A 25,971-nucleotide genomic window follows, 5' to 3' on the forward strand; every position below is an offset into this window, starting at 1 on the left:
GGACTCACATCTGCAGCCATGGACTCACTACTACAACCACGAAAGACCTCATGGTAGCCTCAACTACAACCCGCCCATCAGCCGCTCCGAGATACCGCTCGCCGATGGAACAACCTCTTGAGCTTCTACAATTACCCAAGGCAAAATGTGCGGAAATTGCAACGGAGGACGAGGACACAACCTTTGTATAGAGATACGTGGCACTACCTGTCTTTCTCTAAATGTTCAGCAGGACTTTACACTCAGATATTGTCAACCATCCGCCGTTCAATTTTATGAGTCTATGCACATAACGATGGCAATTGGCGCATAGCAGAGCGAGATCTTTTAGCTTAGTTCGCGTCATTCCGATTTCAGAGATAGGAATGACGTGATGAACTTCAAACATGGCGTCTGATATCGTGATGTCCGAAAAGAGAGCGCCTCTTCTACAGAGTTCGCATTCGAGTGTACCGAAACGCTTCTTGTAAGTTAAAAAAACGCTTCCTCAAAGAAGCGCTTCGTTCGATTCTTCTGTGCATCTCAGATAGCGTACGACCCTCGAAGAATTCATCATCAGCCTCAAAGTCAAAAGGGAACGTAGCAGTTCTGACGATAGTCGTAGCGCGCTTGATTTGTTTGGCGAAGGCAATAACCTGATTGGGAATTTCACGGTAAGTTTGCCAAACCTCACGATCGATGCGCGAGGTGTTTCCCAGCCCATCTCCCGTATCCAGGTAATGCAGGTTTTGTAGCTTGAATGCAACGCCGTCCGGGTTCCTGAAGTTCTCTTTTCGTGCAGGGCCTTGGTGAAAAGGTAGATTGGCCAGCAACATTGAAAGTTCAATCACTTGTCGGTCAGTCTTAGGAAGTATTTTACGACCGACCTCAAAGTAGAGCGACAGCGCAAGCATGACTTCTTCGCGTGTCCACTTAGGATTGCCATGTCCATTGGTTCTCGCCATCGATCGTCAAACTCCTTGAGATAGGACGGGTAGCCTGAAGGCCCATCTTATATCTCCAATAATGAAACTTCCTTCACTTCACCCTTCACCGCACGTGTGATGCGCATGGTCTTTAACTCGCACGGCTTTAACGCAAACGAATGATCCAACCCAAACGCCTGGCTCTTCAACATCGCCGTCGTAGCATTCCCGCTCCGCTCCTGCACACGCACAATGATGTCCTGTGTATTACCCTCCGCCTGCTTCAATGCCAGCATCCATACATTCGCCGGGCTCACTTCCACCAGTGATCGCTCCCAGGGTTCCGTTCCAGTATGTCCTGAATCCATCACGTACTCAGCCGGTGTCTGCAACTCTTCCGCGCGACGATCAAGATGCATCGCTGCTGACAATCCACGCGCGCCCATCAGCCAGAATCGCCGCTCCTGCCGTCCTTGATCCTGCCAGGCGTTGTTGTCATCATGCGGCACCTGCCCCGGATTATGTCGCGCAAACGGAGCCGAGCGAATCAACACCGTGCGAAACAATCCATTCAGGCAGTCATAGCTGTACGTCGAGTTGTTCAGCAAGGCTACGGTGTAGTCGCTGCCATTCACCTTGCCCGTCACAGCGCCCCAGTCCTGGTAAGGTTCTTCCTGTCCATTCGTGCTGCGCTCCAGCACCTCACCCGGAACCTTCGCAAAGAACTTCGTATCCGTGAGCGCTGTCGGAATCTCCAGCTTCAACATCTGCTCATGTTCATGCCAGTCAATCACAAAGCGAAGCTCCACAAAATCGAGTCCCGCAAACTGCGCAATATCGAGAATGATCTCCGAGTTTTGCCACTTCGCATGATGGCGCGTCACCCGCGTCACGGGTCCATTTTCGACAACCGCGGCAGACGTCAGCATCGGCCTGCCCATCTCTTGTCGAAACTCATCAATGCCATGGGCCCAGGTATCGCTCGTATCCGAAATAACCACCAGCCCAATCGAACTCGCCAGCAACTCCGCTCCATCTTCTGCCTTGAGGGACGATATGCCAAAGCCACTGTTGGATACCTTAACGAATTCGCGAAAAGGCTCCGCATTCGGCGCATCTCCGTGAGCAAGCTCAAGCACCTTGTATCCGCACGGCGGCAAATCCACCCACGCTGAGAGCCGTGGAAAGAACGTCGTCATGCTCGCAGATGGCCTCCATTGAATCGGTATCCGCGTTCCATCCTGTGTCTTCAAGTGCGTGATCTCTGCAGTACCCGATGGGTTGCGCTCAGCGTAATACTCAACCAGCGCCTTGCGAGCCCAAGGCAAAGGATTGAAGAGAAACACCGCGCTCTCCTGCACACTGCTCAGATCGACGTGCTTCGCCATCGTCTCAAGCGCCTCCACCTTTGAAGTGGTAGCCACTTCACACGCATAACCCACACTGTCGCGCACGTCCTGATAGTCGCTGTACAGAGATGTTCCAGCCATCATGTCATGAAACTGGCAGAACAATACCTTCCACCACGACTCGGCGTATTCATTGGCTGGATAAGCATGCTTTGCCGTCAGCGAAGCTGCAAGCGATATCGTTTCTGCCTGCACCAGCGAGCGCTCCGCACGACGATTAAGAAACTTACCCTCACCATTTGCCGAATAGCACCCGCGCGAGTGATGTTGCAATTCCGTGTGTATCGTCGGCAGATTAGCAAACGCCGCTGATTGCTCCACTGCGCGAAAGAAATCGCGCAGCGTGCTGAATCGCAACTCAGGCAGAGCAGAATCATGCTGCATCGCCAGCACCTGTTGTATCTGCGCCTTCGTCACTGCGCCGCCATGATCGCCCACGCCAAGAAAGAAAGCAGCATGATCGAAGCCGGGTGCAAACGCATTGTTCGCAGCCGCTCGAATCAGGTCCGCATCTCCGTCGTAGTTGCGCCAGATGCGCAGCGTCAGCACACGCGAACCGTCCGCTGCCTCCCACCAGAAAAGCAGTGGCAGTTTCATCTCATGCTCCTGCGGCCGCATGAAGACGTAATACTTGTAGCCTGCATGATGCAGCACAGTCGGCAATCCCGCCGCGTGTCCAAACGAATCCGGATTGAAACCGATGTTCACATCCACACCAAGCGCCTCGCTGCAATACGGCTTGCCATAGAGCGCATGGCGCACAAAGCTTTCAGTAGCCGGTATGTTGCAGTCCGGCTCGACAGGCCATCCACCAACCACCTCCCATCGGCCCTCACGAATCCTCTGCTGAATCTCGGCAAACATGCCAGGGTCGGCGCGCTGCACCCAGCGATAATGCGCCGATGACGAATGCGAGTAGCAGAAGCCCGGCGTTTCTTGCATGCGGTTTAGCGCACTGCGAAACGTCGTCAACACCGTATCTGATCCATCACGCCACGGCCAGAGCCAAGCTGCGTCGATATGCGAATAGCCGATGATGTGCATCACCTTCGACTTCGGTCCAGCCTGTGCAGCAATCTCGCCCAGCAAAGGCTGCGCAGCCGCTGCTCCAACAGCAGTAGCCGAGCGCAACAAAAAATCTCTTCGTGATACCGTCATAGTCATAACTCCGAAAACGCGTGAATTGATTCGCGAAACATGGGACTGGTCACTGCAGCCATCAACGAAGCAACATCGCCGATGTGACTGCCAAGCGCACATGGCAGCAGCTCGCATGCAGAAGCGGCCTGTGGCAATGCCTCCTGCGCAATGACCTTGCGCGCAGGTCCAAGAATGCGTTCGCCAAGCACGACGCCTAGCGAACCGAAGACGATGATCTGAGGATTGAACGCGTCAATGAGTAGCGACAGGCCGCGGCCCATGTAATGGCCAGCCGCGGCTGCCACCTGCATGGCATCCGCATCGTTGGCAAGCATTGCCTCGACGAGATCGCGAATAGGAGTGGATTGCTGCCATCGCGAAGGAAACATTTGAGCCGCTATTTCGATCAGTCCTTGACCAGACGCAAACGATTCCCATGACCCTCGCTTGCCGAAGCCGATCGGGCCATTCTCGGCGAGACGCCAGTGACCGATTTCGCCAGCGGTATCGGTGGCTCCACGCAAAATGCGCCCATTCACAATCAGCCCCGCGCCAATCCCCGTCCCAAACGTAAGGAAGATCAAATGCTCAAGATTGTTTCGCGACTTTCCAACCCCGAAATGAAATTCCGCTAGTGCGCCGGCGTTGCCGTCATGTTCCACGTAGACCGGCAGGCCGGGCAAAGCCTGTTCCAGGTGTTGCTTGAGCGGTGTGTTGAACCAACCGGGCAGGTGCGGCGGATCGATTAGGAAACCCTCCTCGATCCGCAGCGGTCCACCAATAGATACGCTGATTGCAGCGATGTTGCGGCCATGCGCCTGAGCTTGGGCTATGACTTTGTTGGCATGATCGACGAATGCCGGGAAGGTTTCGGCGAAGGGTTTAGTGGCCTCGGTGGGGAACTCGATGCGCTGGAGGATTTCGGCGTTGTGGGTGCCTTCGACGATGGCGGTTTTAGTGCCGCCGATGTCGAGGCCGAGGATAGTAGAGGTGTTGAGTGGGAGCTTTGCCATGCGTAAGAGCTTCGCCGACAAGTGTAGCTGGGCAGACTTGAAAATTGCTCCACGTGGAGCAATTTGCGTTGGGAGGGGAGTATTCCACGTAGCGCAATTCCTATCCAGGTTTCGCGATGTTCAAGCGGATTTGTTGGAAGTGGGAGCGTTGTACTTGCGATTGTGAGGAATTTGGGTCGTTTGTGTGTAGAGCCTGATGGTTGCCAGCTGCTTTCGCAGACGGCAATAGGATATGTACGCGATTAACCAACTACTTTGATGGATGGCTGAGGAGTGGTGGATACCAGGCTGAAACCGCGGAGCTTTTGTTTCGAGCGTGGGTATCGAAAGAGTGCTTTGGCGTTGCGTAGAGTCTCAGGGGAGCCTCGTGGATCTTCATCTGAGTTACCAATTCGAGTTATTGAGTACTCCAATTGTTTTCGTCAATAGTAAAGTAAATACACGATTTCCATCGAATCTGTGAGGGACGGAATGTCTGTTTTGGTAAAGCAGAGGGAGCTGAATGTCCGCGATCCCGAAGTATCCAGTGCACACGTGCGCTGGTATTTCGTTTTTTTTGTGATTTCCGGATTCTGTGGACTGGTTTATGAAGTGGTCTGGACGCGACTGGCCATGGCCAGCTTTGGGGTGAACACAGCTCTCGTTTCCATCGTGATTGCAATGTTCATGGCCGGTCTGGGTTTGGGATCGTGGGGCGCTGGACTATTTACGCGCCGGCTTCTAGTTACCAACGGGCGGCTGGCACTCCGAATTTACTCTATGACCGAATTGCTTATCGGTGTGTCGTGCCTGGCGGTCCCCATCGAGTTGACATTTGGGCGTGAGCTATTGCAAAAGATTGGAAGTTTTGCAGGGTGGCAAAGCTCTCGTTACTTCCTCGTAGTGGGCGTTTGGCTGGCCATTACTTTGATCCCTTGGTGCGCTTTTATGGGGTCAACTTTTCCGATGCTGATGGCTGTTATCCGTCAGGTTGCAAGACCTGCCTCCGAACGTTCGTTCAGCTACCTGTATGTCGCCAATGTTCTTGGCGCACTTATTGGCACCCTCGTTTCAGCTTTCGTAGCAATAGAACTACTTGGCTTCAAAGGGACGCTCTATGTTGCAGGTTGTCTCAACGCGGTTGTCGCGTTGCTTGCCTTTGGCTTGAGTTGCACTATCAGCTCATCTTGTTTCATCGATCAGCCAGCAGCAAGAGAAGAGGGGAAGCTCAAGCTCTATGGTCTGCCCCCGAAGATGGCTCTCCTTCTGTTGTTCACGACCGGTCTCGTGAGCATGGGCATGGAGGTCGTTTGGATACGGGAGTTTACTCCCTATCTTGGGAACGTCGTTTATACCTTTGCCGAGATCCTCGCAGTTTATTTGCTGGCAAATGTCGTGGGGTCGCAAGACTATCGCCGCTGGATTAAGACGCATAAACCAGAAGAGAGCACTTCCGCGTGGAGTCTGCTCGTGCTATTTTCTGCGATTCCTGTAATTGCCGCGGATCCCCGCGTGTCGTTAGGCCCCTTCCAACTTTCGGGGGTGAGACTGGCGTCCATTGGGATGTTCTGCTGTATGACAGGTTTCCTTACGCCATTGCTGGTGGACTCCTGGTCATCCGGGCGGTCCGATAAAGCTGGAACTGCTTACGCAGTGAACATTGCGGGCTGTATCTTCGGACCGCTCGTAGCAGGGTTTCTGCTCTTACCTTTGCTTGGAGAACGGTGGGCGCTCCTGGTTCTGTCTCTCCCGTTGGTTGCGATCGCGGCCTGGACCGCTTTCCAAAAGCCGCACGAGTCTGCCGCAACGAAGCCCGGGCTCGGGGCGAAGTATAGGTTTGCGCTTGCCATCATTGCCACGATGTTGATTTTTGCAGTGGGCCGAGACGTCGAAACGAAGTATGCCCAACGAGAAATAAGACGTGATTACACCGCGAGTGTTGTTGCGACGGGAACGGGGTTTCATCGACAACTCTTAGTCAACGGGTATGGAATGACAGTCCTCACTCCAATCACGAAGTATATCGCCCATTTACCGCTCGCCTTCATGGCCAGGCGCCCTCAGAATGGATTGGTAATCTGCTTTGGAATGGGAACCAGTTTTCGCTCCATGCTTACATGGGGAATTCCTACCACAGTAGTGGAATTGGTTCCGAGCGTCCCCAAACTGTTTGGCTATTACCATGCTGATGCGCAGAAAGTGGTTAGCTCTCCTTTGGCCCACATCGTTATTGATGACGGACGCCGCTTCCTGGACGGCTCAGCGCAGAGCTACGATGTCATAGTCGTAGATCCTCCACCCCCACCGCAAGCCGCGGGGTCCAGCTTGCTTTACTCACGCGAGTTCTATGAAGTGGTGAAGAAACACCTGAGGAAGGACGGAATTTTTCAAACCTGGTACCCGGCAGCAGATGGCGATACGGCTACCACAGTTGCAATTACCAAGGCGCTTGTGGAGTCGTTTCCGTACGTTCGAGCTTTTTATTCCTTTGATCATGCGGGGATTCATTATCTTGCGAGCATGACGCCGATCCCCGCAACTTCAAGTTCGGAACTCGCGGCGCGCATGCCGCCCGAAGCGGTCGCGGATTTGGTGGAGTGGGGCCCGAAGCCAACTGCTCAACAACAGTTCGAACTGGTCCTTTCCTCCGAGCAAAATGTGGGGCAGTTGATTGCCGAGAATCCTCGAGTGCCGGCATTGTGTGATGACAAGCCCATCAACGAGTATGACCTGCTACGAGATCGATTTCATCTCCTTCGATGAAGGGAAGCACTGACTGCAATTGTGCTGGAGAGCGATGCTCATGACGATTTCTCGATTTGTGGCGCGGCGATTTTATGAGCCTGAGATTGAGGCTCTGCGGTATTTGCCAGAGGGACCGCGGGTGTTGCGGAATGCTCCGTTTGCAGAGCCGACTGTGGCGTGGGTGGCGATTCAGCATGGAGCCGATGCGAGGGAGGGAAGCATCAATCTGCTGGATTTGAAAACGCAGCGCAACCGGAGCTTTGTGTTGCCGGGCAGGCCGGGGTTCTTTGTGGAGACGATTGAGCCGGGGTTATTGCTGGTGGGCATGGAGCGGCGGCTGGTGTATTTCGATCTGGTTAACGGACGGGTAGACGAGACGGGAATTGTGGTGACGAATGATGAGAGGGTGATCATCAACGATGGGTTAGCAGTCGACGGTGGGGTGGTGTTCGGGACTAAGCATCTGGGGTTCTGCGAGCCGGTGGCGGCGTTGTATTTCTACGACGCTGCTACGCGGACGGTGCGGACGCTGTTGGAAGAGCAGGTGTGCTCGAATGGCAAGCACCTTTGTCGCGATGCGGAGGGGTTGTTGCTGGTGGATATCGATTCACAGCCGAAGACTATTAGCACGTACCGGATAGATGCGAGGATGGAGCGGGTGGTATCGCGGTCGGTGGTGGAGTCGAGTGGATTTGCAACGGGGTTTCCGGATGGAATGCGGGCTGCGCCGAATAACACAGGGCGGATGGAGGATGAGAGCGTGGTGGTGGCTTTCTACAATCCGGAGCTGGTGCCGGATGGGATTGTGCAGCAGATTCGCGTGAGGGATGGAGCGGTGTTGTGCGAGTGGGTGGTGCCGGGTGCGCCTCGGGTGACCTGTCCGGAGTTTGTAGAGATGGATGGTGAGGTGAAGCTGTTGTTGACTACGGCGGTGGAGGGGATGGCTTCGGAAGGGCGTTCGGTGGCGCCGGGGTCGGGGGCGATGTATCTGGCGGATACGGGGTTTGAGCGGATGCCGGATTCAGTGCCGTTGGTGGCGGTGTGACGAGCGAGGCTGGTTCTAAATTGCTCCACGTGGAGCAATTCTGTAGGAGTTCATGCAGAAACCAGAATTGCTCCTCGTGGAACATTTTGTGTCGGGGCTATGAGGAGCGAAGAGCCGTGTCAAGCGAGATTTCTTGCAACTGAGTGACTTCGTTCGTGATGCAGTTGCGTGGAATTATGGGGTTTTGTGCATCGGCAGATGTGCTGTCACGGATTTATATCTGTTGTGGTATGTTCCACACGGGAAAGCGATGGAGAAGGGAACGGGACGAAGATGTTGCGTGGTTCGTGCTGCGCACGAATTTGATCCCAGGTCTCAAAAGCGAGACCTGGGGCACCCTCGGTGGTGGGATTTCAGATCTGGGTCACCCGCCAAAGGGAATAACCCATCTCTCCCATCCATTGCCTTGGATGGTGGGTTGGATTGAGGGGTTTTGAAGAACACTGTCCCAGGCACTCTCAGTAGTTGTTATGGGATCATCTGCAAAAACGCCATGAATTTCTCGAAGCGGGTCGTCAACACCATGCCTTAATACGTGTTGCGGGGTGGTTTCTCCATCCCATCTTGGTCTTGACCAATCTAATTTCTTGCATCGACAGTTGGCATTGTGAACTAAGAAGCCGGTCTCACCGACGAAGTAATCATGATCCTTGGCGAGAGACTACGATCTGCGCGATCAACTTGGATTGCAGTCAACGCATGAGGTTTTATTGAACCGCACCTAAATTCGCCAAGACGTGTGCATAGGCGTCTTCTTGCGAAGAAAAGGTGCCAAGCACTTCAAAAGATTCAGCTAGTACTTCGAACGTTCGTGCTTTGAAATAGAAGAAATAATGATGATTTGCGGTGATTCGGCGGGTCGCTGCGGGATACGGCTCACGCTTATCCCGGATTGAGTTGACTTCTTGACTCCATCCAGAATTCATTACTTCAAAAATGCCATATGGCCTCAGGCCTTTCCCCGCCAAAGGATGCTCATCTGCATCATCATCGCCAAGAGCTAAAACACGGTAAGCGCCAATACGCCGAAATACGACTAAGGCCAATTGCTTCGATTTAGTTTTCAAAATGAGGAAACAATTGAAGCAGTCGGCGATTACGAATGGGCAATCTTGGAAACTGTCACGCTCGACAGGAATGTCAATTTCATCCAGGTAAGCTGCTCCCTCCTCTTTGGCGATTGCTCGCTCCAATTCTAGAATTTCATGTGTCAACCGAAACGTTTCTGGTTCGATGTGACGAGCAATGACAAATTGCTCGTATTCCAGTTTTTTCGCTGCTAGAGCCTCGCGCAAGTTCATGACTATCCCCTATTCACAAGGCGGCTCAAATGGTCCGCCTGACTCCTCCAAGTGCTTTCGGACAGTGTTCCATATTTTGCTGCTGTCAAGGCCATTCACTGGCACGTTAAAGAGCCCTGCTTGAATTGGCGGGTGACCCAGATCTCATGTTTTGTTTACCACTGAGGGTGCCCCAGGTCTCGCTTCTGAGACCTGGGTTTCAGCAATGCCTTGTTCTCTGCGCATGGCTGTCCACCAGGATTCTATCTCTACCGTGTCACGGTCTCCGGTTTGGTAGTGCCGGAAGCTGGACCACTTCCAGTCTTCCGGTTTTTGAACAAGGCCACGAGTGACTGGGTTGCAGTGCATGTACTTGAGTTTCTCAACGTGTTTCGCGTTCGTGTATACGTTGAAGTCATAGTAGCGTGCCTGCCAGAAGGGCCTTTCCCTGCGCTGGACGGCGACCGAGAGTTTCAAGGCCTGGATGGCTTTGGAAAGAAGCGCACGGGTCGGTTCGCTTACAAGAAGATGTACGTGCTCGGGCATGACGACGTATCCGAAGACAAAGAAGCTATAGCGGTTTCGGATGGTTTCCAGAGATTGTTCGAAGAGATCTCGCGCGCCTTGTGAGTTGAGGTACGCCTGCCGCCTGTAACAACTGAAGGTGATGAAATGGAAGTCACCTGTCTGCTGATACCGTATAAGCGGGTTGGTCATGCGAGCATCGTAACCCAGGTCTCAGAAGCGAGACCTGGGGCACCCTCGGTGGTACGAATTCAGATCTGGGCCACCCGCCGACCAATTTGATTGAGGACATCCGCTCAAGCCGGCGATCTAAAAATGTCAGGGTTTCCAGCCTCTTTACTAAATTCGTCCAACCAGGCGCAGAAGAGAGTATACGCGGAATGATCGTCGATGCTCCAAAAATTGACTATTTTGAACCAATGACGAAATTGTTCAGAGTGGTTCTTTGTTGCTTCTACCCACTTCTGAAACTTGATAAAGAGCAACTGCCCTGCATCGAAATCTGATCCCATTTCAACAGTGGCGAAGATGTCTCCCATGAGCATGGAGCAAAATCCTAGAAAGGTTTGGGAACCGATGTACATTGCGGGACATTTGCGAGCGCCTCTCACCAAGCCCGCAAATCCTTCTTTCTCACCTGAAAATACGTAGACGTCCGGACTCTTTGCTTCTTGGGAACGGAGATATTCTTCCAGGAGGTCAAAGTACTTATAGAAGGCAGTCTCTTCTGAGAGAAAGAAAGAGGAAACAATCGAAACATCTGCAATCGGTGATGCATAAAGTATCTGAAACCTATCGCAGAGCCATCGATGAAAATCCATTCGGTCAAATGCGGGGGCAAAGCTTCCTTGATCTTCCAGCCTTCGATGCCGATAGCCACCATAAAAATGCATCCACGCCCGCAACGATATCTCAGGCAAGAGCGACTGAGGCTCTTGCCGAATGATCTTGAACAAGTCATTCATGGCGCGGATTCTCTGTTAGATTACGTGTCCATTTCACTGAATTGGAGTGTCTCATGAAGAGGCATGGCGTCGTCTGTTCTCTTACCTGAATAGCCATTTCAGCTTCAACGTGAGCAACTGGTAAGAGGCGCTTATGTGGAGTTCGCTTGAATTTTCATGGAGAAGCAGCTCCCCTTCGGGGATGACAGAAAGAAAGCAAGTGCAAAAGCAAAGGCACAAAGCAGATTCTTCGCTTCGCTCAGAATGACAACTTAACTGGATGGTTCGCCCCGGACTATGGCTCATACGGAAAACCAGCCTCTTACAATCGACAAACTCAGGCTGTGCGGGTTTGACGTTCTTGAGCGTGGAGGGCGAGGCCGCGGGCTACTGAGGTGAATTCGTTGCCGCTGCGGACTTTGGTTTTGGTGAAGCGGCGCTCGAAGATGCTGCGGACTGCGGGGACGAAGGATGTGCCGCCGGTCAGGAAGACTCGGTCTACTTCTTTGGGGTCGATGCCGGTTTGCTGGAAGAGAGAGTCGATGCAGGTCTCGATAGCGGCGAGGTCTTCGGCGATCCAGCTTTCGAATTCAGTGCGGGTGACTTGCTGACGCAGTTCGAGTGTGCCATCGATGAAGCGGAACTCGGCACTATCAGAAGATGAAAGCTCGTACTTAAGGCGCTGTACGGCTTGATGAAGCTGGAAGCCGAGGTCTTCCTCAACGAGAGTGATGAGGGCCTCGATCTTGTCTGGCTCGACGGCACGGGCGTGGGCGCTTTTGAGGATTTCGGTGACGTTGCGGGTGCGCAGGAACGAGAGATAGTGCCAACGCTCGAGGTTGGTGTAGATCCATGCGGGAACTGCGGGGAGATGTTTGCTTGCGGGGCGCTGGAGCGAGTTAGACCCGAGAGCGGGTGAGACGAGATGGCGGACGATGCGGGCGTCGAAGGTGTCTCCGGCGAGGCCGAGGCCACTGTTGCCGAGGAGGTCTTGTGGGCTGCGGCCACGGCGGCGGATGTTGGGGCCGACGCGCAAGAGGGAAAAGTCGCTGGTGCCTCCACCGAAGTCGCCGATGAGGATGAGTTCGTCGCGGTCGAGTGTGGCTTCGTAGGCGTAGGCTGCGGCTTCGGGCTCCATGACGAAGTGGACTTGTTCGAAGCCGGCGAGGGTAAAGGCCTGCTGGAGACGTGACTGGGCGAAGGTGTCGTCGGCTTCGGTCTCTGCGCCGACGAAGCGAACGGGACGGCCTACGGTGGCGTGGCGGATTTCTGTTTTGAAATGGCGTTCGGCTTCGAGACGCAGGTCGGTGAGGATGCGAGCGATGAGGTCTTCAAAGCGGAAGGGGCGGCCGAGGATTTCGGTGCTGGTTAGGTTGCTTGCGCTGAGGTAGCTCTTGAGGGACTGAATGAGGCGGCCTTTTTTCTCGGCGTCGAGGTAGTGTTCGATGGCGGATGGGCCGGTGTGGGTGGTGAGGCGGAGATGGCCGGCGTGGCGCGTGCGGTCCATGTAGAGGACGGAGCGGAAGGATTCGGTTGTGCCGGTGCGGGAGGGGAATTGGACGAGGTCGATGGAGCCGTTGGTGGAGGCTCGGGCGATGGAGCTGTTGGTGGTGCCGAAGTCGATTCCGATGCCTGGGGTGGGGGAAGGATGCGGTTGACGCATCTGGTTATTTTCTCAGGTGAGAGTGACCCAGGGCGTCGCGTCTGACGTTCGTCAGGCAGGCTTTGCCTTCGGTTGGTATGAGATGCGCCTTTGGCGCATGTTTGCGGGTTTTTCACGGCGTAGGCTTTGGTGGTACCCAGGTCTCAAAATCGAGACCTGGGGCACCCAAATGATGGTAGGGCGAGTGAGAAGCAGATCCCCTTCGGGGATGACAGCAAAAAACAAAAACAAAACGAAAGCCAATCTCGAAGCGATTTGTATCAGGGGTTGAGGAGGCCGAAGACGGCTACGCCGGTGGGGGTGCCGACGTAGACTTTGCCGTTCACGATCATGGGTGTGATGTACTTGTTGCCGTTGCCGAAGCTGTCGCGTCCGTCTGCGGCCTGGTTGCTGTTGTAGAGCTCGTGGGCGAGGTTGGAGGCGTCGAAGGCGTGGAGCACGGCTGCTGCATTGCCGCCGGATTCGAGAGCCCAGACGATGCCGTTTTGCGTGCCGTTGGCAGAGACGCTGGGGGTGGCTCCCGGATAGGCGAAGGTGTTGGCGGAGTTGCTTGAGGATTGAGAAGCCAGCCGCGCGTTGGTCATGGGGATGGCTCGAAGGACGTCTCCGGCTGCGCCATAGTAGAGGGTTCCGTTGAAGAACGCGGGAGTAGAAAAGACGCCGGTGGCAAGAATGCCGTTGGCGAATTGATAGAGATACGTGTTTGAGTTGGCTCCGTTGACGAATTTGCCCATGTTGTCGCGATCGGCAACGTAGATGTTGGCGTCTTTGCCTGCTCCGACGATGAGATGACGGGTGTTGCCGGAGGCGTCGGTCTGGTCTGGCAGAAGGATTTCGCCACCTGAGCCAAAGTCGGTGTCGTTAACGGATTCATTGATGGTGTTGTAGGGTTCGAAGTAGTCCGTGACTGCGAGTGAGCCGCTGGTGGAGATTTTGAGGATGCCGTTGCCGTAGTCGCCCTGCGAGGGGAAGCCATTGCTGTTAAGCGTGGTATCGAAGGTGCCATTGGCGTCGAGGAAGTAGATGTTGCCACTCGAATCGGCAGCGGGACCGCCGCCGCTCATCCAGATGGAGCCCTCGGCGCCGTTGGGTGTGATGTTGAGCAGTTTGGTCTGCTGGAGCGTGGATTCGCTGTAGCCGATGATCCATCCGGTGTATGGAGGGTCGTCGCAGTGAGATGTCCAGGTGGTGTAGACGGTGCCGTTGAGCAGGAGCAGGGAGGCACGCTCGGCGTACTGGCTGGGTGCAAAGACGACGTAGCCGTTGGAGGAGCCGTCTCCGATGCCTGGGTAGCTGGCGGTGATCTCGGTGGGACTGCCCGCAATTTCAGCGCCGGTGGTGAGGTCGAGCGCGTGGATGCGATGGTGGTAGTTGCCACTGGAATCTTTGGTCATGCCGACGACGAAGATGGTTCCGTGAGCGCCCTGGTTGCGATCGATGACGGGCGTGGAAGTGATGCCGATTTGTGGCGAGATCTGGCCGCAGTTGCGATCGTCGCTGGTGGTTTCATTGGCGCCGATGACGGAGGTCTGCCAGATTTGCGCGCCGATGTCGGCGTCGAAGGCGTAGACGCTGTCGTTTTCAGTGACGACGTAGAGGACGTTGCGCGTGTGACCGCCGGCATTGATCTGGGAGAGGTAGAGTGGTTCGCCATCGACGCGACCGTCGACGGAGAGGAAGTTGATTTCGCCGAATTGGGTGGAGTTGACGTTGGCGAGCGTGAGGGTGGTTTCCTGGGAGTTCAAACCGTCACGGGAGTTGTCATAGTGGTAGGTGGTGACGTCGATTCCGCTAGAGGTGGTGGATACGGGAACCACGGTGAGCGCCACGGTTGCGGAATGCCTGAGGGTGCCGGATGTGCCGGTGAAGGTGATGGTGGCGGTGGATGCTGGAGCGGTGCCTGCAGCGGCGAGGGTAGTGCTTTGCGCGACGCCTGGAGTGAGCGTGAGAGTGGAGGGGCTGGCGGTTACTCCGCTGGGCAGGCCGGTGATGGAGACGGCGACATTGCCGGTGAAGGAGTTAAGAGCTGAGGCGGTGAGCTGAACTTTAGAACCTGACTGGCCGGCTGTGATTGTGAGGGATGTGGGCGAGGCTGAGAGGGAGAAGTCCGGCGCTGGAGCGACGGTGAGACTGAGGGTGGTGGAGTGGGTCAGTGTTTCTGAGGTGGCTGTGACGGTGATGGTAGAAGAGCCTGGGGTGGCGGAGGATGAAGCGGTGAAGGTGACGCTCTGCGGCGTGCCGGGTGTGAGAGTGAGCGATGAGGGGCTGGCGGTTACGCCGGATGGTAGGCCCGAGAAGGTTACGGTGACTGGACTGCTGAATCCATTTTGTGCGGTTGATGAGAACTGGATTGCTGTGCCGGTCTGGCCCGGAGCGAGGCTGAGGGATGTGGGTGACGCAGAGAAGGCGAAGTTTGGCGCAGCAGCGACGGTGAGGTTAAGAGTGGCGGCGTGCGCGAGGCTGCCGGAGGTTGCGGTGAAGACGAGTTGATACGTTCCTGGGGTGGTGGTGCTGCCGGCAGCAATGGTGACGGATTGCGGAGTGCCAGGTGTGAGGGTGGATATAGCGGGGGTTACGGTGACGCCGGTGGGAGCGCCAGCTACGGAAACAGCGATGGAGCCGGTGAAGGAGTTCAATGCCGTGGCGGAAAGCTTGATGGTTGAGCCGGATTGTCCGGCGGTCAACGAAAGCGAAGTTGGTGAGAGCGAGAAGGAGAAATCGGGTGTGGCAGCAGAGGCGACATTGAGGCTGAGAGCGGTTGTGTGTGTGAGCGTGCCGGAGGTTCCGATGAGAACGATTTGCGCTGTGCCTGCGGCTGCTGTGGAGGCTGCGGTGAATGTGATGTTCTGCGCTGCGCCGGGGGTGAGAGTCAGAGATGACGGCGAGGCGGTAACGCCTGCGGGAAGTCCAGAGAAAGAGACCGTGACGGAGCCGGTAAAGGAGTTGAGCGCTGTGGCCAGGACGCTTATGGAAGAGCCGGTCTGACCGGCGGTGAGGTTGAGAGAAGCCGGTGAGGCTGAGAGCGAGAAATCTGGTGCGGGAGGGGCGGCAGCGACGGTAAGGCTGACGGTGGTGGAGTGTGTTAGTGCGCCGGATGTGCCGGTGAACGTGATCGTCGCGGTGCCGGCGGTTGCTGTCGAGGCAGCGGTGAAGGTGATGCTCTGAGCTGTGCCGGGGATGAGTGTCAGAGACGAGGGCGAGGCAGTTACGCCTGAGGGAAGTCCAGAGATGGAGACGTTGACTGAGCCTGTGAAGGCATTCAGCGCGTTAGCCAGAACACTGATCTGTGAGCCGGATTGACCAGCGGTGAGCTTCAACGAAGTTGGAGAAGCAGAGAGCGAGAAGTCGGGTGCGGGAGGCGGCTCGGAGATATTGGCAGTGATGGTGGCCGAATGCGTGAGCGCGCCTGAGGTCCCGGTGAAGGTGATCTTGGTGGAGCTGGCGGCTGCAGTGGATGCGGCGGTGAGCGTGATGCTTTGAGCTGCGCCGGGGGTGAGAGTCAGCGATGAGGGCGAGGCGGTTACGCCTGCGGGAAGTCCTGACAGCGCGACATTAACGGAACCGGTGAAGGAGTTGAGGGCGGTAGCCAGAACGCTTACCTGCGAGCCTGATTGACCGGCGGTGAGGCTTAGTGAAGATGGCGATACGGAGAGCGCGAAATCGGGAGATGGGGGTTGCGTCGCCGAAGAGATGGTTGCCGCCACGGTGGTGCTATGGCTGATGCTTCCTGCGTTCGCTGTGAAAGTCACAGAAGCGGTACCGGAGGCAGCTGTGGTGGAGGCGGAGAAAGTGATGTTCTTTGCTACACCGGGGGCGAGTGTGAAGCTTGCCGGCTGCACGGTTACGCCTTCGGGAAGTCCGGTGATGGAGGCATCGACGGATTGCTGGAATCCATTGGAGGCGATGGCTGTGACGCTGATGGTTTGGGTGGATCCGTTGGCTACAAGGGCGATAGTTGTAGGCGATACGGATATGGAGAAGTCTGGAGTCGCGGCGGGAAGATGAAAGCCGTTGTCGCAAGCCGAGAGCGTGATGAGCGCGAAGAGAGAAAGGAGCAGAGCCGGGATGGAACGTAATTTCAAAAAGGGCCAGCGGGCTGCGAATGAGTTCGATTGGTATGTTTGCAGGGCTTCCATTCGTGAGGGGTAACTCCAGAGAAATGGGATCAAATTGAGGAGGAATGCAATCAGATCATGATTTCATGGAGATGGGGCAGCCGATAAATTGTCAGTGGTACCCAAAGCATGGATTACTTTATCGCATAATCGATGCTTTGCGTTGAGCACATTGCGTAAGTTATTTCAATAGAGTTGATGGTAACAATGAAAAAGCCCGATGCGCAGACATCGGGCTTTTTCGGTTTCAGAGCCAGTTAGTCGTTGTCTTTATCGCTGGAGGGACGTTTTAGGGTCGATTTTGATTTTTCGAGCTGCTGCTGGATTTTTGGCGCATCGTCCATGTCGAGTAATTCAGCGGCTTCCTGTTTGGTTTTGGGTTTGGCGAATTTTGCTTTGGCGGGATCGAAGACGCGGGTATCGCCGGGGACGTAGGTGAAGGACTGCAGGTTCGGCTTTTCGGTGAAGATGCCGGTGAGGTCGCCGGCCAGCGCGTCCTCGAGATTCAACGAACCAACGCCTAAGAGCGCGTTGATGGTTCGTGTGATACTGCCCATGCTGCTGTGCTGGTGGCTGACGGAGTCGGGTGTGACCCACGGACTGGCAACGAGCAGGATGCTGCGGTGGGCATCGACGTGATCGATGCCGCCCTGTGCGTCGTCTTCTGTAACGAAGAGGGCGGAGTCTTTCCAGATGCTGGTTTTGGAGAGGAAGGCGACGATGCGGCCGAGTGCTAGATCGTTGTCGGCGACGTAACTTGCGCGGTAGGGATAGCCGTCTGCAGGACGTGGGTCCGCTGTGTGGTCGCCGCCGAGACGGATGACGATGAGGCCAGGAACCTTGGACGGATCTTTAGAGGCGAGGGCAACGCGGCGGGAGAAGTCGCGCTGGAACTCTTCAAAGCGGAATTGATCGGGGATGCCGAGATTGAAGGTGGGATAGCGGCGATCGGTGGATTCGAAGACGGGTTTAGGAACTGGTGAGTCGAGGAAGAGGCGCTGGCCCTCAGGCTGAGAGCCGGCGAGTTCGTCATTGCCTTCGACTTCGAGGCCTTCGCCGTAGTTGAGGATGCCGAGGCCGGAGCCGGCAATGTGTTCCCAGAGAGAGCCGAATTGCGGCTCGTCTTCGGGCATAGGTGCGTCGGCTCCGCCGAAGAGGGCGCGGCGTCCGGGACCGGGCATGGCGGTGAAGGATTTGCGGCGGCCGCCGTAACCGCTGGTCCATGCGGTCTGGAAGAACGGAGTGGGGTCGATGCCGAGAACCCAGCGATGACCGTCGGCGGAGACGTCGGAGTCGACATAGAAGTTGTCGCTGATGGCGTACTGGTGGGCGAGTGCATGCAGATTGGGCGTGACCTTGAGGTGGTCGAGGACACTCGCGGGTTTTGCGCCACCGCGGGATTTGTGCTCCTCTGCCCAGCCGTCGATGCCCCAACGCGAGAGGGATGGGTCGCCATTGACGTGGGGTAGGTCTCCAAGGATCTCATCGAAGGTGCGGTTTTCGCGAATGATCAGGAAGGCGTGCTTAAGATGCGGGAGCGGTGGTTGATTGGCGATGCCGTAGGTGTTATTCGCGACTACGGCAGCGGTGAGCTCAGCAGGAGCAGGAAGAGATGCAATCTGGATGGTGGAAAGGCTGCCATATTCGAGCTCGCCGATGTAGCTGGGGGCGTCTTCGGGATGGAGGCTGCCGCCATTCGGTCCGGCGCCTTTGCCTTTGGTGTTGACGATGTAAAGCGTGTCTCCGCTGGGCGAGAGAGCAACGGCGGAAGGGTTCCATCCTGCTGGGATGTGCTCGACGATCTGCATGGTGTTGGTGTCGAGAACGGCCACTGCATCGATGCCTGCTTCGGCGACATAGAGACGGCCGTTACGAAACACAAGACCTGACGGCATGACGCCGCGCAGGGGGCGATGCTGGGCGTCTTCGAACTGTGGGCCGGAGAAGGGGGAAAGCTGCGTTTGGGTGAGAAGTTGTTTTCCGTCGGGGGAGACTTTGGCGATGGCGTCCTGGTGGGAGAGAGAAACGTAGACGGCATTGTCGTCGGCGACTACGCCTGTGGGGGCTGCTCCGCCGACGTCACCGTTGCGGGCTTCGGTGATGCGGTCGCCGAGGCGAAGCTCAGCGATTTTGGCGGGATGGGTTAGATCGTGAATGTCGTAGGTCCAGAGTGAGCTGCCGCGTGGGGAGTTTTCGTCGCCGAGGCCGGGAATCTTTTTGCCGTCAATGGTGACGCCTTCGCGGGCTTCTTTGCTGGGGTAGCCGAAGGGCGGGAATTTGAGGCCGGTCTTGAGCTCGTCTTTCTGGTCAGCGCCGGGAATTTGCTGGTATTCGAAGAGTCCGGTATTGGTGAGGTAAAGGCGTGAGTTGTCGGGCGAGAGGGCTATGCCCATCGGATAGGCGCCGGTGGGCAGCGAGGCGACGACTTTTTGCGAGGCGATATCGATGACGGCGACGCGCCAGTTGCCCTGGTCGAGGACGAAGAGGGTTTTGGCGTCTGGGGAGATAAGGATGGCGGCGGCGTAGCTGTCGGTGTAGTTCTTGCCGTCGATTGCGCCGTCGAGTGGGATTTCAGCGATGTGATGCCAGTCGCTGGTGGCGTAGAGGGCTACTTTGCCGGAGTCTCCGGTGGAAACGTAGAGGATCTGGCCGTCGGGGGAGTAGACAAGGCCATCGTGGACTTCGATGCCGGGGTCGCTGTCATGGCTGCGGCCGGGCTTAAGCGAAGGGAGTTGGCGGATAGCCGGCTGGGCATCAGCCGGGTTGTCGATGACGTTGAGGGCGAATGGAAAACCGATGGAGGGGATCGCAGCCTGGGAGCCGTCCGGTTTGAGCGCGATGGCGAATGGATAGGGTGCGAGAGTGGTCCATGAGCCTGCGGGGCGGATCTGGCGGCCATTGGGAAGGACGGCTTCGACGCCGGTTTTGGCTACGAGCTGGGCCCGGGATGGGATGGATGCGGCGAGCAGAAGAGTAGTGACCAGTGCGCTGATTCGAGGCATATCTTCCAGAATGCACGGGAGATGTGAATTGGGGAAGAAAAAGCGGGCAGTGGGAGAATCTCATTCATCGTGCGATGGCGGGTGCCCGGCAGACTGTGAGATGCGCTCAATGTCTTCCAGCAGCCCGCGACACTGCGCACAGGATTGAGCGTGCGGATGACGGAAAGGGTCCGCGCCTGTATTAACAAGCCCTGGCACCTCCCGCTGGAATGTCACACAGTCGAGGGTTTCGGATTCGATGAGCATAGGGTTACATCCTTTGTGACTTGGATGCCGAGCTCGATCTTCATGGCGAACAGGACCATCACTCGATATGGATGGGTTCGCCGCCCCAGCTGGCGGGGTCGATGTCGGCGATGGATTGGGTGAACGTCCAGCGATGGCCAGCGAAGTCGACGGCGTTGTACTGGCGTTCGCCGTACATGTGGTCGGTGGGAGGGGTGGTAATGGTGGCGCCGTGTTGCCGGGCGTGTTCGCAATGCGTTTCGGCGTCGGGGACGCGGACCATGATGCTGTGGATGGCAAAGGCGGCCGAACCGGGCTCAGGGAGCTGGCCCTCGTGAATGACGAAGCAGCCGTCGCCGGCGCGCATCTGGATGCGATGGTTGCCGATACGAAGACGGATGGTGAAGCCGAAGGCGGCGCAGAGCCATTCGGCTGCAATGGCTGGGTCGGGGTAGTGGAGGGTGGGGATAACGGTGCAGGGTGGAACGGAGCGATTGGTGAGCATGAAGACTCCAGATCGAGGACTCGGATTCGTTCCTGGCTGCTTGTTGCAACGGCAGGATTGGGAGTGAGATGGATGTGTCTAGCCTACTTTGGCTTTTCCCGATGCCATTGGCTACTCCCCGAAACGCTTCGTAGAAAGCATAGAGGATTTGCGGAGATTTGATGCGAGCTTATGCCACTGGTGCGTAGGATGGGGAATCTGAAAATGTGAACCGGAGGTATGGCGATGTCGAACGAGACGGTGGGACCGCAGGACGGATATTCAGTGACGAGCAGAGAAGCGCAGGAGATTGTCGGTGAGCATGCCGCTGCGGGGAATGGAACGGCGGAACGGCATGCGCACCTGGTGAATAAGTCGCGGGAGCGGCATTTGAGCGGGGCGACGCGGCCTATGTATGCGCGGCATTGGTTGCTGGGTCCGACGCCGCGGCATGCGGTGCCGGAGGAAGGCATGCCGCCGACGACGGCGTATCACTTGATTCATGACGAGCTGATTCTGGATGGCAGTTCGCGGTTTAACCTGGCGACGTTTTGCTCGACATGGATGGAGCCGGAGGCGCACAAGCTCATCACGGAAACGCTCGACAAGAACATGATCGATAAGGATGAGTATCCGCAGACAGCAGAGCTCGAGATGCGCTGTGTACACATGCTGGCGAAGCTGTGGCACTCGCCGGATGCAGAGGGGACGATCGGGACTTCGACGATTGGGTCGAGTGAGGCTTGCATGCTTGGAGGGCTGGCGCTGAAGTGGGCGTGGCGTGAGCGGCGCAAGATGGCTGGGTTGGCGACGGACCTGGACGATGCGTCTGTGCGGCCCAACCTGGTGATGGGGACGAATACACAGGTGTGCTGGCACAAGTTCTGCCGGTACTGGGATGTGGAAGCGCGTGAAGTGGCGGTGGAAGAAAGCGAAGTGGTCACCGATCCCGAGCGCGCCGCGGCGGCCTGCGATGAGAACACGATTGGGGTGGTGAGTGTGCTGGGCAGCACGTTCACTGGGCATTACGAGGATGTAGCTGGTTTGAGTGTTGCGCTGGACCGGCTGCAGGAGCGGACGGGACTGGATATTCCGATTCATGTGGATGGGGCGAGTGGTGGGTTTGTGGCGCCGTTTCTGCAGCCGGAGCTGGTTTGGGATTTTCAACTGCCGCGGGTGAAATCGATCAATACATCGGGGCACAAGTATGGGCTGGTGTATCCGGGTGTCGGATGGGTGATCTGGAGGGAATTGAAGGATTTGCATCCAGAGCTGGTGTTTAACGTGGACTACCTGGGCGGATCGATGCCGACGCTGGCGATCAATTTTTCGCGGCCGGCAAGTCAGGTGGTGGCGCAGTATTACAACCTGATCAGGCTGGGGAAAGCCGGGTATCGCGCCGTGCATGAAGCGTGCCAGGAGGTCGCGGTGGAGCTGGCGCGGCAGATAGGAGAATTGGGACCGTTTGAGATTCTGAGCGAAGGCCGTGACCTGCCAGTGATTTCCTGGACGTTGAAGAAACCAGAGGCGATGGGGTGGTCACTCTATGATTTGTCAGACCGGCTACGCGACCGTGGATGGCAGGTGCCTGCTTACCGCATGCCTGCTAATCGGCAGGCGATGGTGATCATGCGAGTGGTGGTGCGGAATGGATTTACTCACGACTTAGCGGGAATGTTAGTGAGAGATATCCAGCGGCATCTGAAGTGGTTTGAAAATCAGCCCGGCTTCCGATCGTTAACTGACGGGACGGGATTTCATCACTAGAGGTATGTCAAAGGATTGCTTTGCAATAGAGAGTGGGGTGTCAACGAGACGCCCCATTTCGTTTTCGGGAATAACTTTCGCTGAAGTAGCTTAATCCAGGGTCGTTGTCCGGAATGTGCCAGAGGTAACGAATCTTTTGGTTGTGCAAATTAACACAAAAGAGTCAGTTTGGATTCGTGATTCAGTTCGAATTTGCGATTACGTTTGCTAGGATTTCATAAAGAAGCCATAAGGATCGGCTCTCGCTCGAATTCCTTGCCTGGTGTGACGTTTTGACGTCTGTTTTGCGCATAAACAATTGAGGCCTTGCATTATCGGGCATGTTGACTTAAGCGACTAGTTTTCAACCATGAACGACGAACTGTAGGAACTGGTTGATTCGAGCCGTGGCACGGCGGAGATCCGGAGATAACGTAATTTACGGAAGAGTTTCAGGCATCTAATTTCGAAGTTTGCCCAAGATGTTTGACAGGCGGCCAGACTCTGCTGGTGTTCCCCGTCAAAAAATGAAACAACACTAAACGGATTGATGAAAATCGTGCTTCCCAAGAAGGCAGCTGACCCCCGAGAGCCATGGACCCTTGCGCGAATAACGCGAATGTCCAGGACAGGTCTGCGCCTGATTACCAGCCTTCCGTCGCAGTTCGAGATTCTGCGGTGTATGAGGCATCCGGTGTTTGCTGAACTGTGGCGCAATCACTGGCGCATTCCGCTCAAATTTGCCGCAGATGATTATCTTGTGCAAGAGCTCACGATCGGTGAGCGAAAAACATGTTTTCTCCATCACTACGATTGGCTGGCTAAGTCTTTTCCAGAAAAGATGCTGCGAAAGATCATGATGGACCGTGTGACGCTCTTTGAGATTTTCGAAGGTGGAGAGCGGTACGAGATAACGCTGCATTTTTCTCACTCTTCGGAAAAAGAGGGCGAGCTCACGCTGGACCTGCACGTACAGGGGAATGACCTGTATGTGATTTCTTTTACGGTTGTGCCGGGAGCTATCGTGAAGTCGAGCGAGCCCGATGTACTGCTGGTGACGCGTGTGCAGGGCTTACGAGGAGAGTATCGCGCGATTCAGCAAGCTACGAAAGCATTGCGTGATGTAGCTCCGCCCGCGCTGCTTATGGCTGCTCTGCAGGGCTTTGCAGACGGGCTTGGGATACGCGAGGTTGTAGGCATATCGGCGGTGCGTCAGTCGGCTTATAGTGAGCAATACAAGGAAGTATTCTTTCGCTCGTACGATGAGTTCTTTGTGGATGCGGGACTGACCGCGGCAGAGGACCATCTATATCGCAGTCCGATTCCGATACCTGAGAAGCCGATTCAGGATGTGAAGCGCGGACACAAGCTGCGGACGAAAGAAAAGCGTGCATTGAAGCGGGAGATCATCGACGGGGTGCGTGGATTCTTTGATCAGAGCTTGCAGGACTATGGGAACTATCCGCGGCACGAACAGACGATCCCCGTTACGGCGCAGCCTGAGGCATAGTCCAGGGAAGAGAATGTTTTCCGCCCAAAGTAGAGCTTTTTCTACTTTCACCAAGTGCGTCGGATGATTCTCGTGGATGCGCGCTCGGGTTTCCGGAGTTATCACCCAGAGCGGACGCCGCGCGGCCAGACAAGCCGGGGCGTCCGCAGGGCTGAGTGATTCAGTTGCAGATATAAGACGTGGTGCTACTCGGCGGCGATGCCGTTGAGGCCTGTATTTGCGGGAACGCCTGGGATTTCGCCAGCCGGTGTGAGGGAGCCATTAGATTGGATGGTGAAGACGCCGATGGCGCCTGCACCGGAGTTGAGGGTGAAGAGATACTTACCGTCGCCGCTGACTGCGATGTCGAGATTGGTTGCGCCTTGCGGGTTTGAGGCGAGGACAGTGTTGCCGAGGGGCGTAAGCGCGCCGTTCTTGCCGATGGCGAAGCCGGAGATGGTGGCCGAGGCGGCGTTGGAAACATAGACGTACCTACCGTCGGGCGTGATGGCGTTCCAGCAGTTGGCTGAGCCGAAGGTTGGCAGTGCGTTGGTGATGGGCGTGAGCGCGCCGGTGGCGCCGACAGCGTAAGACGTGATGGTTGAACCATTGGTCGCGCCGGCCGGGCCTGTTTCAGAGACGACGAGATTGCCCTCAGGAGCAAACCTGGCTGCGAAGGTGCCAGGGTTGACGGAGGAATCGGTGACGATGGAGCCGAGAGTGCCGTTGGCGTTGATGGGGAAGACATCGATCTTATCGGAAGCGCGCTCAGTAACGGCTAGAAACTGTCCGTTGGGACTGATGGTGATGGAAGAGCCGCCAACATTGGTTCCGGTGAGGAAGGCGCTGCTGTTGGGGATAGAGGTCAGGTGTCCATCATTGGAGAGATGGAAGCCGACAACAGTGCCGGGACCTGCTTCATTGAGGACATAGACTAGGTTGCCCCATTGCGCTACGGCAGCCGGCTCTGCACCACCGGTGGGAGCGCGGTCGATGAGAATGAGGCGGTTTTGAAAGACGCGGAAGACGCTGAGAGTGCCGCTGCCTGCGTTAACGGCGAAGAGCAAGGAGTGATCGCTGGAGAACGTAAGCGAGCCCTGCGAGGTGAGCGGATCGGTTGTGCCGCCACTGCCGCGTCCGCCGGTTTCGAAACGGCCTGTTTCATAAAACTGACCGTCGCGCGCGGACGCAAAGGCGATGATCTCGTTGCGGTCGGCGTTGTTGGTCATGGCGAAGACAGTTTCGGTGGGGGCTGGAGTGACGGCTGAGGCAAGAGTTGCCGCGGAGATCATCGACAGGGACGCGCCTGCTCCGATGAGGATGGTCCTGAGACCACCGGAGAGTCTGAACATGATTGGCTCCTAATGAGAACTTCTGCGCACGCTGAGCCGGGATGATGCGCGCCTCATCCTGGTTGTTGTGCGCATCGGTGTGAGGCGTGGAAGACAGGAAAAGTTACGAGAAAAGAGAAGATTTTATTTGCGATTACGTTTCGAGATGCATGGCGTCTAAAGCCAATTTTGTGCTGATTTTATGCGGGTTTTTGAACGAAACGAATAAGATGCACGAGATTCGCTTGAGGTTACAACTTAGGAAGTGGTGATTTCAGCCAGCATGCCTTCATAGAAACTTTGCAAAGTTTGCGCACGAGATATGGCGAGTGCCTGGCCGGTGGCTGTGGTGAAGTTGATGGCGAGCTTCAAGAGTTTTTGCGGGAAGTGATCGAGGGCAAAGCTGCGGTCATCGAGTGGGCGCGATGAGGCGGTTGGGTCGTCTGCGTGGTAGAGCTGGGAGTTCATGCGACCGGCGGTGTAGAAGCAGCGTGCGATGCCAGTGAATCCGATGGCGTCGAGGCGGTCGGCGTCCTGAAGAATGCGGCCTTCGATGGATGTAGGTGTGAGCCCTGCGGAGTAGCTGTGGGTGCGTATTGCGCTAGCGACGATGGCGATGTGGTCAGCAGGCCAATGGAGGGTTTGCAGGATATGTATTGCTTTGTCTGCCGCGAGCTGCGAGGCCTGGTTGCGCTGGGGTGAGTCTTTGGGCACGAGGATGCAGTCGTGCAGGAGGACTGCTGCGCAGAGCAGCTCGAGGTTGCCGCCTTCGCCCGCGTGGATGGCTTTGGCGTTATTCCAGACGCGGAGGAGGTGGGAGTGGTCGTGGGAGCCGTCTGTGGTTTGCAGAAGGTTTGGGATCAGGGCTGCGGCTAAGGATTGAAAAGGGGTGAAGTGAAAGGAGTGCATGGCTCACCTCAGGGTATCGTCT

The 25,971-nt window shown here is 56.3% G+C and carries 18 protein-coding genes; 5 read left to right on the top strand and 13 right to left on the bottom strand.

Features of this window, described 5'->3' with window-relative positions; genetic code table 11:
- The coding region (locus OHL22_RS23075) for an integrase core domain-containing protein (RefSeq protein ID WP_263342294.1) at positions 1-121 on the top strand (121 nt) is incomplete at its 5' end.
- A gap of 96 nt (positions 122-217) precedes the next feature.
- Here the strand turns inward: OHL22_RS23075 and OHL22_RS25165 are convergent.
- The 4 genes from OHL22_RS25165 to OHL22_RS23090 are packed head-to-tail and all read right to left on the bottom strand — an operon-like array spanning position 218 to position 4,467.
- Positions 218-388: an HNH endonuclease gene (locus tag OHL22_RS25165; protein WP_377819774.1), complete on the bottom strand. Its 171-nt coding sequence runs from the start codon at positions 386-388 to the stop codon at positions 218-220.
- Between the two features lie 40 nt (positions 389-428).
- Positions 429-944 (bottom strand): hypothetical protein, encoded by a 516-nt coding sequence (locus OHL22_RS23080; RefSeq protein ID WP_263342165.1) that lies wholly within the window; start codon positions 942-944, stop codon positions 429-431.
- 47 nt (positions 945-991) lie between these two features.
- Positions 992-3,472 carry a glycoside hydrolase family 38 N-terminal domain-containing protein gene (locus tag OHL22_RS23085; protein ID WP_263342166.1) on the bottom strand — a complete coding sequence of 827 codons (2,481 nt, stop codon included), beginning with the start codon at positions 3,470-3,472 and terminating at the stop codon, positions 992-994.
- A gap of 2 nt (positions 3,473-3,474) precedes the next feature.
- Complete coding sequence (locus tag OHL22_RS23090; RefSeq protein WP_263342167.1) at positions 3,475-4,467, bottom strand: ROK family protein; 993 nt, start codon at positions 4,465-4,467, stop codon at positions 3,475-3,477.
- Positions 4,468-4,938: 471 nt separating this feature from the next.
- Here OHL22_RS23090 and OHL22_RS23095 point away from each other — a divergent pair, with 471 nt between their 5' ends.
- A complete protein-coding gene (locus OHL22_RS23095; RefSeq protein WP_263342168.1) occupies positions 4,939-7,209 on the top strand; it encodes a fused MFS/spermidine synthase in 2,271 nt (756 codons plus the stop codon).
- 40 nt (positions 7,210-7,249) lie between these two features.
- A complete protein-coding gene (locus OHL22_RS23100; RefSeq protein ID WP_263342169.1) occupies positions 7,250-8,236 on the top strand; it encodes an SMP-30/gluconolactonase/LRE family protein in 987 nt (328 codons plus the stop codon).
- Positions 8,237-8,943: 707 nt separating this feature from the next.
- Here OHL22_RS23100 and OHL22_RS23105 read toward each other — a convergent pair.
- From OHL22_RS23105 to OHL22_RS23135, 7 genes are all read right to left on the bottom strand, one after another.
- Positions 8,944-9,537 (bottom strand): hypothetical protein, encoded by a 594-nt coding sequence (locus OHL22_RS23105; RefSeq protein ID WP_263342170.1) that lies wholly within the window; start codon positions 9,535-9,537, stop codon positions 8,944-8,946.
- Between the two features lie 144 nt (positions 9,538-9,681).
- Positions 9,682-10,233, bottom strand: a complete 552-nt coding sequence (locus tag OHL22_RS23110) for an REP-associated tyrosine transposase (RefSeq protein ID WP_263342171.1) — start codon at positions 10,231-10,233, stop codon at positions 9,682-9,684.
- A 104-nt stretch (positions 10,234-10,337) separates the two neighbouring features.
- Positions 10,338-11,006, bottom strand: coding sequence for a hypothetical protein (locus tag OHL22_RS23115; RefSeq protein WP_263342172.1), 669 nt, complete (start codon positions 11,004-11,006; stop codon positions 10,338-10,340).
- A 316-nt stretch (positions 11,007-11,322) separates the two neighbouring features.
- Entirely contained in the window at positions 11,323-12,648 is a 1,326-nt protein-coding gene (locus OHL22_RS23120; protein ID WP_263342173.1) for an Hsp70 family protein, read from the bottom strand.
- 260 nt (positions 12,649-12,908) lie between these two features.
- Complete coding sequence (locus tag OHL22_RS23125; RefSeq protein ID WP_263342174.1) at positions 12,909-16,784, bottom strand: beta strand repeat-containing protein; 3,876 nt, start codon at positions 16,782-16,784, stop codon at positions 12,909-12,911.
- A gap of 236 nt (positions 16,785-17,020) precedes the next feature.
- Complete coding sequence (locus tag OHL22_RS23130; protein ID WP_263342175.1) at positions 17,021-19,765, bottom strand: bifunctional YncE family protein/alkaline phosphatase family protein; 2,745 nt, start codon at positions 19,763-19,765, stop codon at positions 17,021-17,023.
- A gap of 304 nt (positions 19,766-20,069) precedes the next feature.
- The gene (locus OHL22_RS23135) at positions 20,070-20,495 is read right to left on the bottom strand and encodes a VOC family protein (protein ID WP_263342176.1); all 426 of its coding nucleotides are present in this window, start codon (positions 20,493-20,495) and stop codon (positions 20,070-20,072) included.
- 225 nt (positions 20,496-20,720) lie between these two features.
- On the opposite strand from OHL22_RS23135, the gene OHL22_RS23140 reads away from it, so the two are divergent.
- Entirely contained in the window at positions 20,721-22,241 is a 1,521-nt protein-coding gene (locus OHL22_RS23140) for a glutamate decarboxylase (RefSeq protein WP_263342177.1), read from the top strand.
- Positions 22,242-22,839: 598 nt separating this feature from the next.
- Complete coding sequence (locus OHL22_RS23145; protein ID WP_263342178.1) at positions 22,840-23,730, top strand: DUF535 family protein; 891 nt, start codon at positions 22,840-22,842, stop codon at positions 23,728-23,730.
- Positions 23,731-23,915: 185 nt separating this feature from the next.
- On the opposite strand, the gene OHL22_RS23150 is transcribed toward OHL22_RS23145, so the two are convergent.
- Both OHL22_RS23150 and OHL22_RS23155 read right to left on the bottom strand, forming a co-directional pair.
- The gene (locus tag OHL22_RS23150) at positions 23,916-25,061 is read right to left on the bottom strand and encodes a lactonase family protein (protein WP_263342179.1); all 1,146 of its coding nucleotides are present in this window, start codon (positions 25,059-25,061) and stop codon (positions 23,916-23,918) included.
- A gap of 237 nt (positions 25,062-25,298) precedes the next feature.
- Positions 25,299-25,949 (bottom strand): HD domain-containing protein, encoded by a 651-nt coding sequence (locus OHL22_RS23155; RefSeq protein ID WP_263342180.1) that lies wholly within the window; start codon positions 25,947-25,949, stop codon positions 25,299-25,301.
- Positions 25,950-25,971 lie beyond the last annotated feature (22 nt).

The organism is Acidicapsa dinghuensis (assembly GCF_025685685.1).
Lineage (GTDB): Bacteria > Acidobacteriota > Terriglobia > Terriglobales > Acidobacteriaceae > Acidicapsa > Acidicapsa dinghuensis.